The sequence below is a fragment of the Pantoea sp. C2G6 genome (genome assembly GCF_051336815.1).
Lineage (GTDB): Bacteria > Pseudomonadota > Gammaproteobacteria > Enterobacterales > Enterobacteriaceae > Pantoea.
Genome location: NZ_JBGMNJ010000009.1, coordinates 40,946 through 53,454, shown reverse-complemented (window position 1 = coordinate 53,454; position 12,509 = coordinate 40,946). Strand labels below are relative to the sequence as shown.

Genomic DNA, 12,509 nt, shown 5'->3' with positions numbered 1-12,509 from the left:
TCATCCTGCTGCGCAGAAAAAGGAGAGCCCCGGCTCTCCTTTTTTCATTTTGGCGTAAAGCTGGTGATTGCACTCGCCCGCAACTAAAATCATCCCATCTGAAAAACCGCTAAGGGAGTACAGCATGCGCTGGCAAGGGCGTCGCGAAAGCGACAATGTAGAGGACCGTCGCGATCAATCGTCCGGTTTTGGAGGAGGAGGCCGCCAGATCCGTCTGCCGCGCGGCAAAGGCGGAATTGTGCTGCTGATTGTGGTGGCGGTAGCCGGTTATTACGGTTACGACCTGACCGGACTGTTGACCGGGGGTGACGTGGCACCGACCAGCCAGCAGCAATCGCGCAGCGTCAGCGCCAATGATGACGAGGCGGCAAAATTCACGAAGGTGATCCTGGCCACCACTGAAGATACCTGGGGCAAACTGTTTCAGCAGATGCATAAACAGTATGTGGCCCCGAAGCTGGTGATGTATCGCGGCGCTACCCGCACCGGCTGCGGCACCGGCCAGTCGGTGATGGGGCCGTTCTACTGTCCGGCCGACCAGACCGTCTATATCGACCTCTCTTTCTATGACGAGATGAAAACCAAACTCGGTGCCGGTGGCGACTTTGCCCAGGGCTACGTTGTTGCGCATGAAGTCGGCCACCACGTGCAGAAGCTGCTGGGCATTGAACCGAAAGTGCGTGAAATGCAGCAGGGTGCCAGCCAGACGCAGGTTAACCAGCTTTCAGTCAAAATGGAGTTACAGGCTGACTGCTTCGCCGGTGTCTGGGGACACTATATGCAGCAGGAAAATATCCTTGAAGCGGGGGATTTGCAGGAGGCGCTGAACGCGGCCGAGGCGATTGGTGATGACCGCCTGCAACAGAAAAGTCAGGGGCGCGTGGTGCCGGATAGCTTTACCCACGGCACCTCTGAGCAGCGTTACAGCTGGTTCAAACGCGGTTTCGATGGCGGCGATCCGGGACAGTGCAACACCTTCGCCAGCAACTGATGGCGCTTACGCAGCAAATGCAGCAGGCCGGTGTGCGTCGTCTGGCGGTGATCAGCGGCGACCCGGCCTGGTGTTTAGCGCGTGCCGCGGCGTGGCGTGAGACGCTGGCGGGCGAATGGCTGGAGCTGGCACCGGCGCCGCTCTTTTCAGGCCCGCACACACTGCCGGGCGCGGTACGCACGCTGCTGGGGCGTGAATTTCATCATGCTATCTTCGACGCCCGGCGCGGGTTTCATGCTGAAGCCTTCGCCGTGCTGACCGGTACGCTCACCGCGGGCAGCTGGCTGCTGCTGCTGGTGCCGCCCTGGGATCGCTGGCCGCAGCAGCCGGACGAGGATAGCGTGCGCTGGGCGGATGTCGCTGACCCCATTGCCACTCCCGTTTTTATTCAACATCTGCAACAGCTGATCATGGCCGATCCGCAGGTGCTGCTGGAACGGCAGCATCAGCCATGCCGTTTTCCCGCCGATGCCCGCTGGCCAGCGTGGCACTGTCAGGCACCGCAGCAGCAACAGAAGATACTCGACCAGCTGCTGGCGCTGCCATCAGGTGTTGCGGTACTCACCGCCGCACGCGGCCGCGGCAAGTCAGCGCTGGCTGGCATGCTGGCGCGGCAGAATCGCCACGCGCTGGTGACGGCCCCCGCTAAAGCCTCAACGGCGGTGCTGGCCGCCTTCGCCGGGGAGCATTTTCACTTTATCGCCCCTGACGCGCTGCTGGCGCTGGCGACGCCGCCGCAGGCGGAGTGGCTGATTGTCGATGAAGCCGCGGCGATCCCTGCGCCGCTGTTGCAGGCGTTGATCGACCGCTTCCCGCGCGTCTTACTGACCACCACCGTGCAGGGCTACGAAGGAAGCGGGCGCGGTTTTATCCTGAAGTTTTGTGCCGGGCTGACAGACGTTCACACTTTTACGCTGGATGAGCCACTGCGCTGGTCGCGCTGCGATCCGCTGGAGCAGTGGCTGAATCAGGCGCTGCTGTTTGACGATGCCAGCGCCGTCACGCCGCGTCCAGCGCCGACTCTCCATCTGGTGTCCCGTCAGGATTTCAGCGCCGTGCAGGCCGCTTACCGGCTGCTGACCAGTGCGCACTATCGCACCTCCCCGCTCGATCTGCGCCGCCTGCTGGATGCTCCCGGTATGCAGCTGTGGCTGGCTGGTGACATCCAGCAATTACAGGGGGCGCTGTGGCTGGTGGAGGAGGGCGGCCTGGATGCTGCGCTGGCGCAGGCGGTATGGGCGGGGACCCGGCGGCCACGCGGCAATCTGGTGGCTCAGTCGCTGGCGGCCCATGCCGGTCTGGTGGAGGCGGCGACCCTGCGATCGCTGCGCATCAGCCGGATTGCCGTGGCGGCTGAGAGCCGTCGGCTGGGCATAGGTCGCCAGCTGGTTGCCGCCGCCGCCCGCGCCGCCGCCGGTCACGACTACCTCTCAGTGAGCTTCGGCTACACTGAATCACTCTGGGCTTTCTGGCGCAGCTGTGGTTTTACGCTGGTGCGAATCGGCAGTCAGCGCGAAGCGAGCAGTGGCTGTTACGCGGCGATGGCTGTCCGGGCCTGTTCTGCGGCCGGCGAGGCGTTACTGCGCCGTGCCGCCCGCCAGCTGGCGCGTGACTGGCCGCGGCTGCGTCAGCATATCGCGCTGGCGTTACAGTTTGATGAGCCTGACGACGACAGTTTCAGCGCGCAGGATGCCCGCCTGGCCGCCGGTTTTGCCTGGGCGCAGCGGCCACTGGAAGCGAGCCTGCCGGTATTGCAGCGGCTGGTTGAGGCCAGCGTGGTGGCATTACCGCTGCTGGCCGCGGCGGTCGCCGCTCCCGATGCGTTAAGCGGGCTGGCGCAACAGGCGGGGCTGAGCGGACGCAAAGCCCTGATCGCCGCACTACGTCAGCAGACCGCCGTCGCGCTTGACGCGCTGACGGGTTCAGAGGCGGAATCGCTGCGCCTGCTCGTCAAATAATTCGACCCGCTGGTTCAAATAATCCCCGTATCATTTTGTGCCTGGTGGCGTAGAGTGAACACAGGAGGTCAATATGACACTGAAATATATTATTGTTCAGCAGCCTGCTACGGCAGCTCAGCTGTTTCTGCTTTACCACGGGGTAGGGGATAATCCCGATTCGATGGGCGAGATTGGTCACTGGTTCGCCCGGACCTTTCCTGAGGCGCTGGTGGTGTCAGTCGGCTCACCCGCGGCGGGCCGGCAGTGGTTCAGCGAAGCGGACCTGCACGATCAGACACTCCAGCAGCGGGTTGATGTCGCGATGCCGCTGTTTGTGGAGTCGGTGCGCCACTGGCAAAAAAAGAGCGGCGTCAGGCCGGAAGCCACGGCGTTAATCGGGTTTTCCCAGGGCGGCAGTATGGTGCTGGAAGGGATCAAAGCGCATGCCGATCTGGCGGGGCGCGCGGTGGTGTTTAACGGCCGGTTTATTACCCTGCCGGAGAAGGCCAGCACCCGCACCACGGTTCATCTGATCCACGGTGATTACGATGAGCAGATCCCGATGTACCACGCCCAGCAGGCTGAGCAGCGGCTGACGGCGTCAGGCGGTGACGCAACGCTGGATATTGTCGACGATCTGGCGCACGCCATCGATCACCGCAGTATGGCGCTGGCGCTGAACCATCTGCGCTACACCGTGCCGAAACGCTACTTTGACGAAGCGTTAAGCGGGGCAAAACCCGGTGACGATGACGTTATCGTGATGATGTAAAAATGCCCTCGCAGAGCGGGGGCATTCAGCAGTAAGCCGTGATTACTTCTTCTTCGGCCAGTCGTCGTCATCGTCCCATTTATCGTTGAAATCACGATGCGGCGGCAGGTCCGGTTTGTTATCCATATATTTTTTATGATCGATGCGTTTCAGATCTTTATAGACGTTCATCAGCACGCCAACCATCAGCAGGATCACCAGGATCCACCAGTAATCTTTAATAAATTCCATTTGCTGCTCCTTAACACCGCCGTCAGGCGATCAGTTGTTCCATGATGCGTTGGTACATCCGGCTCAGCATTTGCAGGTCGGAGGCTTTCACACACTCATTGATCTTATGTATGGTGGCATTCACCGGCCCCAGCTCCACCACCTGCGCCCCCATCCGGGCAATAAAGCGGCCATCGGAGGTGCCGCCGGTGGTCAGCAGCTGCGGCTTAATTTCATTATAGTGCGCGACGGCTTTTACGACGGCGTCAACCAGCTTACCGCGTGAGGTCAGGAAGGGCTGGCCAGAGAGCTTCCACTCAATGGTGTAGCGCAGCTGATGGCGATCCAGCAGCTCCGCCACCCGCTGGCGGATCATCTCATCGGTCAGTTCGGTACTGAAGCGGAAGTTAAACTGCACGAACAGCTCGCCAGGGATCACATTGTTGCTGCCGGTGCCGGCCTGGATATTGGCGATCTGCATGCTGGTCGCCGGGAAGAACTCATTCCCCTGATCCCACTCCACCGCCACCAGCTCATTCAGCGCGGGCATCGCCCGATGCACCGGATTATCTGCCAGATGGGGATAGGCGACGTGGCCCTGCACACCGTGCACCGTGAGGTTAGCGGTGATCGAACCGCGACGACCATTCTTCACCACGTCGCCGACCACTTCCGTGCTGGAGGGCTCACCCACCAGGCAGTAATCGAGTCGCTCACGGCGCGCCATCAGTCGTTCAACCACCTTTACCGTGCCGTTGGCACCGCTGGCCTCTTCGTCGGAGGTAATCATAAAGGCGAGCCGCCCTCTGTGATGAGGACGTACCGCGACAAACCGTTCCGCCGCGACCACCATCGCCGCCAGCGATCCCTTCATGTCAGCCGCACCGCGGCCAAACAGCATGCCGTCGCGGATGGTCGGCTCAAAGGGTGGGTTGATCCAGCGGCTGACATCGCCCGCTGGCACCACATCGGTGTGGCCGGCAAACGCCAGGGTTTCACCTTCGCCACGGGTGGCCCAGAAATTCAGGGTGTCGTCGATGTTCATCGTCTCAATCTTAAAGCCAATGGCTTCAAGGCGGGCGATCAGCAGCGCCTGACATCCGGCATCATCGGGGCTGAGAGAGGGGCGACGAATAAGCTGCTGCGTCAGCTCAATGACCGGGCAAAACATATTATGGCTTCTCCTGGATAGCATTCTGATAGGTGGCTTCACTGAAACCGGCAAGCAAGGTGCCATTCGGAGTGCGCAACAGTGGACGTTTAATGAGGGCAGGCTGCGCCAGCATCAGCGCTTTGGCGCTGTCGGCATCGGTGATCGCCTCGCGTTCAGCCTCAGGCAGTTTGCGCCAGGTGGTGCCGCGGGTGTTAAGCAGCGTGGTGTATCCCAGCGCATCGATAAACTCCTGCAACTGCGCATCACTCAGGCCATCGGCACGGTAGTCATGAAAGTGATAGTCGACGCCCGCGTCGGTTAAAAAGCGCCGGGCTTTTTTTATGGTGTCGCAATTTTTAATGCCGAACATCACCCACTGCGTGCTCATTGCCAGTCCTTATTGTCATGTGAAGAGGTGAGGCTGAAAAAGCAGCCAAAGCGCGAGTTTAGCATAGTGTGATCCGTTGCGGCATCTGGCCCGATCGGCCAGACGTCCCCCCGCCAGCACGCTGGGACGATCGCCGGGTAACCGTTATCAATTCGTTTAGCAATCATTACTACGCTCATCATTATGCTATTAAGAATTTCGCTATGCGGGTAAAATAAGCTACCGCTGGGCTTATCGGAAATTATTTTCAACCAGACCAGGCAGTTGCTGAAATGTGCGTCAGCTACCAGATCCGATAAAACTCAGCTTTTTATCGATGTTGCCGATAGTGATAACAGGTGTAAACGTATTCACCTGTACGAAAAAAGCGCGTAACATCGCTATTACAATAAGAGAGGGCATTATGATTGACACTGAAATGGGAACCTGGAAAGAATTTATCGAAGCGATGTTACGCAACAAGTAACAGGCGGAGAAAAAAGCAGGACATTCCCTCTTGCTGGAATTCTTACCACACACAGAAAATAAGGCGGTCACTGAGTTCAGTGGCCGCTTTTTTATGGCTTCGGTTTGGGGTCTTAGTCGTGCGGCTTCTCTTTGAGCGGAAAGCGACGGCGGATCAGTACAAAGAACAGCGGCACAAACAGAATTGCCAGCAGCGTGGCGGAGATCATACCGCCCATCACGCCGGTTCCCACCGCGTGCTGGCTGCCGGAGCCGGCACCGCTGCTGATCGCCATCGGCAGCACCCCGAAGATAAACGCCAGCGAGGTCATCAGAATCGGTCGCAGGCGCTGACGTGACGCTTCCAGCGTCGACTCCACCAGCTCACGTCCTTTGCTGTTAATCTCGTTGGCAAACTCGACAATCAGAATGGCGTTTTTGGCCGATAATCCCACCACCGTCAGCAGGCCGACCTGGAAGTAGACATCATTCTCCAGCCCGCGCAGCCAGGTGGCGATCAGCGCCCCCAGCACGCCAAGCGGCACCACCAGCATCACCGAGAAGGGAATCGACCAGCTCTCATAGAGGGCGGCGAGGCAGAGAAACACCACCAGCAGCGAAATGGCATACAGCGCCGGGGCCTGCGAGCCGGAGAGCCGCTCCTGATAAGAGGCGCCGCTCCACTGAAAACCGATGCCCAGCGGCAGCGCGTTGACCAGTTTTTCCATCTCATCCATCGCCGCACCGCTGCTGACGCCGCTGGCGGCCTCGCCGACAATTTCCAGTGATGAGTAGCCGTTGTAACGCTCAAGGCGGGGTGAACCGGTCTCCCAGCGGCTGGTGGCAAAGGCGGAGAAGGGCACCATTTTGCCGCTGCTGTTGCGCACGTACCATTTGTTGATGTCATCCGGCAGCATGCGGAACGGCGCGGCGGCCTGCACATAGACCTTTTTCACCCGGCCCCGATCCAGGAAGTCATTCACATAGCTGGAGCCCCACGCGGTGGTCAGGGTGTCGTTGATGGTATCGAGCGACACGCCCAGCGCCAGCGCTTTGCGTTCGTCAACGTCGATCTGCAACTGCGGGCTATCATCGAGTCCATTGTGCCGTACCCGCGACAGCGCTTTGTCATTGCCCGCCATCTCCAGCAGCTTATCGCGCATCGCCATCAGCTGCGTATGCCCGACCCCGGCATGATCCTGGAGTTGCAGGTCAAAACCAGAGGAGCTGCCCATACCGGTGATCGCTGGCGGGCTGCTGGCAATCACCCGCGCCTCTTTGATCTTCTTAAACGCCTGGGTGGCGCGATCGATAATCGCGAACGAGGTACGATCGCTGCCAGGCCGCTCCTCCCAGTTCTTCAGCCGCACAAACAGGCGCGCCACGTTCTGGCCATTGCCGCCCGGTCCGGCACCGATGGTGGAGAAGACCGAGAGCACATTGGCTTTTTCTTCGGTCAGATAGTAGTGCTCGACTTTCGCCACCACGCGGGCGGTCTGCTCCAGCGTCGATCCCGCCGGCAGCTGAACCTGGGTCAGAAAGACGCCGCGATCCTCCAGCGGCAGAAACGAGGTCGGCAGCCGCAGAAACAGAAAGGCCATCAGGCCGATGATCGCCAGATAGATCACCAGCCAGCGGCCGCCGCGCTGCAAAATCGACGCCACACCGCGCTCATAGCGGCGGGTATTGGCCTCGAAGTGGTGGTTAAACCAGCCGAAGAAGCCGCGACGCTGATGCGCCTCACCCTGCGCCACCGGCTTTAACAGCGTGGCGCACAGCGCGGGCGTCAGGATCATCGCTACCAGCACCGACAGCACCATCGCCGATACAATGGTGATGGAGAACTGGCGGTAAATCGCGCCGACGGTACCGCCAAAAAAGGCCATCGGCACAAACACCGCCGAGAGCACCAGCGTAATCCCCACCAGCGCCCCCTGAATCTGACCCATCGATTTTCGCGTGGCGGCGCGCGGCGACAATCCCTCGTCGCGCATAATCCGTTCGACGTTTTCCACCACCACGATGGCGTCATCCACCAGCAGCCCAATCGCCAGCACCATCGCGAACATCGTCAGGGTGTTAATGCTGAAGCCGCAGGCGTAGAGCACGCTGAAGGTGCCGAACAGCACCACCGGCACCGCAATGGTGGGGATAAGGGTGGCGCGGAAATTCTGCATAAACAGGTACATCACGCCAAACACCAGCACAATCGCTTCCAGCAGTGTCTTCACCACATCGGTGATCGACGCTTTAACAAAAGGGGAGGTTTCATAGGCGATTTTGGCTTCCAGGCCGTGCGGGAAGTAGTGCGACAGCTCTTCAATCCGCGCCCGCACCAGCTTGTCGGTGTTCATCTCATTGGCACCGGAGGCGAGTTTCACCCCCAGACCAGAGGCGGGCTGGCCGTTGTAGCGGCTGAGGTAATCATATTTCTCCGCGCCGAGCGCCACGCTGGCGACATCCCCCAGCGTCACCACCGACCCATCAGGATTGTTCTTCAGGGTAATCGCCCGGAACTGTTCCGGGGTCTGCAACATCGACTGGGCATTGACCGTGGCGTTAAGCGCCTGTTTCTCCACCGACGGCAGGCCACCCACCTGGCCCACCGCAACCTGGCTGTTCTGCGACTGGATCGCGCTGACCACATCCTCTGTGGTCAGCGCGTAGGCGATCAGTTTGTTGGGATCGAGCCAGATGCGCATCGCATATTGCGAGCCGTAGGCGTCAACCTGGCCGACGCCATCAATCCGGCTCAGTGGGTCCTGAATATTACTGGCGACATAGTCTGCAATATCCTGCTTATCCATACTGCCGTCGGTAGAGACAAAGGCGACCATCAGAATATTGCTGTCGCCGGTTTTGTTGACCGTCACGCCCTGCGACTGCACCGCCTGCGGCAACTTGCGCAGCGCCGACTGCAACTGGTTCTGCACCTGCTGACGGGCCTCATCGGGATTGGTTCCGGCGGTAAAGGTGAGGGTGATCTGCGCCTGACCGGTGTTGCTGCTGTTGGAGGAGATGTACATCAGATTGTCGATGCCGGTCAGGTTCTGCTCAATTACCTGCGTCACGGTGTTTTCCAGCGTCTGGGCGGATGCGCCGGGATAGTTAGCCGTGATACGGACGTTGGGCGGGGCCAGATCGGGATACTGTTCAATCGGCAGCGAAATAATCGCAAGTATGCCGCACAGAGACAGCAGAATCGCCAGAACCCAGGCAAAGATGGGACGGTCGATAAAGAAATTCGACATTAAACCGACACTCCTCAGCGCTTGATATACTCAGTCAGACCCACCAGCACAGGGCGCATTGACGGGGATAGTGGAGGATTAAGGCTAGCACCCTCCGCCGACATTTACTCTACGTGCGGCAGGAGGGGAAATCGTGGAGAAATTGAGGAGAAAGTGTAAATTCGTTGGCTATTTGCGGCTTTCCAGCCACAGCACGGTGGCGGCGACGCGCGAACGGACGTTCAGCTTACGCAGCAGATTGCGGATGTGCACTTTTACCGTCTCTTCAGAGATATGCAGAATGGTGGCAATCTCTTTATTCGACAGGCCCCGCGCCACCTCCTGCAACACATCCTGCTCCCGATCGGTGAGCTGCCGCAGCGGATCGGCGCTGTACTGGCGATTGGCGAGATAGCTGGCGACGCTTTCACTGAACACCTTTTCCCCCTGCGAAGCCTGAAGGATATGCCCCAGCAGGATCTCCGGCTCGCTGTCTTTCAGCAGATAGCCATCGGCACCGGCATCCACCATCGCGAAAATGTCACTGCGGGCGTCGGAGACGGTCAGCACCAGAATGCGTGAGCTGATACCTTCATGGCGCAGCGCTTTCAGCGTATCCAGCCCGGACATCCCTTTCATATTCAGGTCGAGCAGAATGATGTCAGGCTCCAGCCGGCGCGCTTCCGCCAGCGCTTCGGTGCCGTTATTGGCTTCGGCCACCACTTCCAGCCGGGGATCCAGCGCCAGCAGCTGGCGAACGCCACGCCGCATCAGCGGGTGGTCATCCACAATCATCAGGGTTAAGGCTTGTTGCATATTTTCTTCCTTTATCTGGCCGGTTTCAGCGGGCTGTAAGGCGGTCCGCTGCCCGGCGTGCGGCTGACAGTGGGCTGAAGCCGATCAATTCGCTGTTCAGGGGCGGGTTAGCCTGTTCAGCGCGTTATGAATAGGGGCGCGCGGGTTGTGGGGGAAAACGCAGCAGCACCTGGGTTCCGCGCGGCTGAGCCCGGATGCTCAGATTGCCACTCAGACGCTGGGCGCGTTCCGCCATAATCGTCAGACCATAATGGCCTGGAGGTTCTTCACTGCTGTTGATACCGACACCATCATCGGTAATCGTCAGTAAGTGCTCACCTTCTTCACTGTGCTGATAATCTACCCGGATCAGCCGGGCGCTGGCGTGACGGATGGCGTTCAGCAGGGCCTCACGCGCAATCTGCAACACATGCACCTGCTGCTGGGCCGCCAGGCTTTGCAGGCCGCTCTGGTAATTAAACTCTATCTTCGCCTCACTCTTCTCCTGGAGCGAGGCGATCATCGCCTGCATCGCGGCCACCAGGTCCGCCTGCTCAATGGTCAGACGGAAGGTGGTCAGCAGTTCCCGCAGCTGGCGATAGGCGTCAGCCAGCGCCTGGTCAAAGTCAGCGATAATCGCGTGCGCGGCGCTGTCGTTTTTATCCACGGTGCGGCGCAGCAGGGTCAGCTGAATACGCAGAAAGGAGAGCGACTGTGCCAGCGAGTCGTGTAGCTCACGGGCGATGGTGGTGCGCTCCTCAATCAGCAGCATCTGCTGATAGTGCTGCTGCGCCTGCCAGATCCAGATCGCCCGGCCCAGCATCGCCGCCAGGCTGCGCATCAGTTCATCCGGCGGCGCAGCGCCAGGCGTCTGCCAGCGCAGTTCGCCAATCTGCTGATCGTCCTGCTGGAGCGGCAGACGCTGCCATACGCCTTCCGCCCGGTCGTGACCGGCGCTGAACTGAAACTGATCGCTGTCGAGCCGGATAGCGGTCAGCTTTTCGCGCGTCAGCACATTGGTCAGCACCGCTTCAAACAGCGCGGGATGCAGCGGACTGGCGGTCAGCATCTGTGAACTGTCATAAAGCAGGGACAGCGTATGGTTCGCCTGGGTTAAATCTTCGGTTTTCGCCCGTACCGTGCTCTCCAGCAGCTGATAGTGCGAATGCAGCCGCGCCGCCATGCCGCTGAAGGTCTGCGACAGCACCCGCAGCTCATTCTGCTGCTCAACCCGCAGCGGCGGAAAATCGAAATTGCCGTTCTCGACGTAGCGGCTGGCGGTGACCAGCGCATTCAGCGGTCGCACCACCTGCAAACGGGTAAAGCGAATGGTCATCAGCGCCAGCGCCACAATCGCAATCACGCCGACCAGACTGCTGGCGGCCACCAGATGCATTTTTAATTCAGTGTAGCGCTGCAAACCCAGCACGAAGCGGTCGATTTCACCCACGTAGATTGGCACCTGCTGCTGATAAGCCACGGTATCGCCCTGTTGCAGCCGCTGCTGTAGCGAGGGCCAGACGGCGCGTAACCGCTGGTAGCGAACGCTCACTTCTCTGGGCACCCAGGGCCGATCCAGCTTTTGCAGCACCGGCGCATCCAGCGTTTGCTGATAGAGCGCCAGATGGTGCGCCAGATTCTGCGGCTGACGGCTGGCATCCCACGCCATGCGATAGCTCTGCATCCGCAATGAGCCCGCCAGATTGATCGCTTCCGCGTCGCGCTGACTGCTCAGCAGCGTCACTAACGCCAGGCTGGTGGTTAACAGCGACAGCAGGACAATCGCGATCAGCGCCTGCGCGATACTTTGAGTAACGGAACGTTTTACAATCACATGAATGGCCCTGTTGAGAGTGCGGGATTATAAGAGAGCGGTGACGTAACACAAATGATCCCTCTCCTGTTTATGGCACAGCGGGTTACATATCGTACCTAAAATGACCGCAGCTGACAGTTCCCAGGAAGCGTTGCGCTTTCACGGTTAAAAAATAAACAGCTTTACGCCAGCCTGATGTTGCCTTTCATTGCAGCGCTAATAATTCATTCCGTCATTACTCGTTTCTATTCCCGGAATTGAGGAGCTTCTGATGAAAAAAGTGAATGCTGTCGTGGCTGGCGTGCTGCTGGCGACCGCCTCTTTTGCCACCTTCGCCGCTGTGCCGGTTGACCGTTCCCAGGCGCAGGATATGCAGAGTCTGGGCAGCGTCTCAGTCTCCAGCGTGCGTGGCTCGCTGGATGACGCCAGCCGCCAGCTGTCGCAAAAAGCGGCTGAGAGCGGTGCCAGCCACTACCGGATTATCGGTGTCGATAACCCAGGTGACTCCAGTCTCTGGAGCGGCACCGCAGAGATCTACCGCTAACCCGCTCCACCCATTACCCTCCCTGTAGCTTTTACCGGCCTGATAATGGCCGGTTTTTTTGTTTTTGTGCATCAGGATGGATTCTTACAAATCAGCCTGTGCATCTGCCCGGTATATTTTGCTTCGTTCCTGCATAACGGGTAGGATTCATCGCCGTAAATTCCCGCGCTGCCTGCTCACTCACTCCCAGGCAGACGCACAGAGGAAACCACCCCATTTCGCCGGG

The 12,509-nt window shown here is 59.6% G+C and carries 10 protein-coding genes; 4 read left to right on the top strand and 6 right to left on the bottom strand.

Translation table 11 applies throughout. From position 1 onward, the window contains the following. The first annotated feature begins 124 nt into the window (after positions 1–124). The 3 genes from ypfJ (at position 125) to ypfH (ending at position 3,703) form a co-directional block, all read left to right on the top strand. Positions 125–991, top strand: coding sequence for a KPN_02809 family neutral zinc metallopeptidase (ypfJ, locus tag ACCW71_RS13320; RefSeq protein ID WP_436372070.1), 867 nt, complete (start codon positions 125–127; stop codon positions 989–991). Next, positions 991–2,949 (top strand): tRNA(Met) cytidine acetyltransferase TmcA, encoded by a 1,959-nt coding sequence (locus ACCW71_RS13315; RefSeq protein WP_436372289.1) that lies wholly within the window; start codon positions 991–993, stop codon positions 2,947–2,949. Before ypfJ ends, ACCW71_RS13315 begins: the two co-directional genes overlap by 1 nt. Positions 2,950–3,022: 73 nt before the next feature. Continuing rightward, positions 3,023–3,703 (top strand): esterase, encoded by a 681-nt coding sequence (gene ypfH / locus ACCW71_RS13310; protein WP_436372069.1) that lies wholly within the window; start codon positions 3,023–3,025, stop codon positions 3,701–3,703. Between the two features lie 42 nt (positions 3,704–3,745). Here the strand turns inward: ypfH and ACCW71_RS13305 are convergent, their stop codons facing one another. The 6 genes from ACCW71_RS13305 to narQ all read right to left on the bottom strand — a co-directional run bounded on the left by ACCW71_RS13305 (position 3,746) and on the right by narQ (position 11,757). After that, positions 3,746–3,934, bottom strand: coding sequence for a YpfN family protein (locus ACCW71_RS13305; protein ID WP_436372067.1), 189 nt, complete (start codon positions 3,932–3,934; stop codon positions 3,746–3,748). A gap of 22 nt (positions 3,935–3,956) precedes the next feature. Next, on the bottom strand, positions 3,957–5,084 hold the full coding sequence (gene dapE, locus ACCW71_RS13300) for a succinyl-diaminopimelate desuccinylase (RefSeq protein ID WP_436372066.1): 1,128 nt from the start codon (positions 5,082–5,084) through the stop codon (positions 3,957–3,959). Position 5,085: 1 nt separating this feature from the next. Further along, complete coding sequence (locus ACCW71_RS13295; RefSeq protein WP_436372064.1) at positions 5,086–5,454, bottom strand: ArsC family reductase; 369 nt, start codon at positions 5,452–5,454, stop codon at positions 5,086–5,088. 578 nt (positions 5,455–6,032) lie between these two features. Beyond that, positions 6,033–9,149 (bottom strand): multidrug efflux RND transporter permease AcrD, encoded by a 3,117-nt coding sequence (gene acrD, locus ACCW71_RS13290; RefSeq protein ID WP_436372063.1) that lies wholly within the window; start codon positions 9,147–9,149, stop codon positions 6,033–6,035. Between the two features lie 168 nt (positions 9,150–9,317). Beyond that, on the bottom strand, positions 9,318–9,944 hold the full coding sequence (locus ACCW71_RS13285; protein ID WP_436372061.1) for a response regulator: 627 nt from the start codon (positions 9,942–9,944) through the stop codon (positions 9,318–9,320). 124 nt (positions 9,945–10,068) lie between these two features. Beyond that, the gene (narQ, locus tag ACCW71_RS13280) at positions 10,069–11,757 is read right to left on the bottom strand and encodes a nitrate/nitrite two-component system sensor histidine kinase NarQ (protein ID WP_436372059.1); all 1,689 of its coding nucleotides are present in this window, start codon (positions 11,755–11,757) and stop codon (positions 10,069–10,071) included. Between the two features lie 253 nt (positions 11,758–12,010). On the opposite strand from narQ, the gene ACCW71_RS13275 reads away from it, so the two are divergent. After that, complete coding sequence (locus ACCW71_RS13275) at positions 12,011–12,283, top strand: DUF1471 domain-containing protein (RefSeq protein WP_436372057.1); 273 nt, start codon at positions 12,011–12,013, stop codon at positions 12,281–12,283. The last annotated feature ends 226 nt before the right edge of the window (positions 12,284–12,509 follow it).

What these genes read in the sequence shown, in the direction of transcription:
- ypfJ (WP_436372070.1), top strand. Translation starts at nt 125, where the DNA reads ATGCGCTGGCAAGGGCGTCGCGAAAGCGACAATGTAGAGGACCGTCGC.
- ypfH (WP_436372069.1), top strand. Translation starts at nt 3,023, where the DNA reads ATGACACTGAAATATATTATTGTTCAGCAGCCTGCTACGGCAGCTCAG.
- ACCW71_RS13295 (WP_436372064.1), bottom strand. Translation starts at nt 5,454, where the DNA reads ATGAGCACGCAGTGGGTGATGTTCGGCATTAAAAATTGCGACACCATA.
- dapE (WP_436372066.1), bottom strand. Translation starts at nt 5,084, where the DNA reads ATGTTTTGCCCGGTCATTGAGCTGACGCAGCAGCTTATTCGTCGCCCC.
- acrD (WP_436372063.1), bottom strand. Translation starts at nt 9,149, where the DNA reads ATGTCGAATTTCTTTATCGACCGTCCCATCTTTGCCTGGGTTCTGGCG.
- ACCW71_RS13285 (WP_436372061.1), bottom strand. Translation starts at nt 9,944, where the DNA reads ATGCAACAAGCCTTAACCCTGATGATTGTGGATGACCACCCGCTGATG.
- ACCW71_RS13305 (WP_436372067.1), bottom strand. Translation starts at nt 3,934, where the DNA reads ATGGAATTTATTAAAGATTACTGGTGGATCCTGGTGATCCTGCTGATG.
- ACCW71_RS13275 (WP_436372057.1), top strand. Translation starts at nt 12,011, where the DNA reads ATGAAAAAAGTGAATGCTGTCGTGGCTGGCGTGCTGCTGGCGACCGCC.
- ACCW71_RS13315 (WP_436372289.1), top strand. Translation starts at nt 991, where the DNA reads ATGGCGCTTACGCAGCAAATGCAGCAGGCCGGTGTGCGTCGTCTGGCG.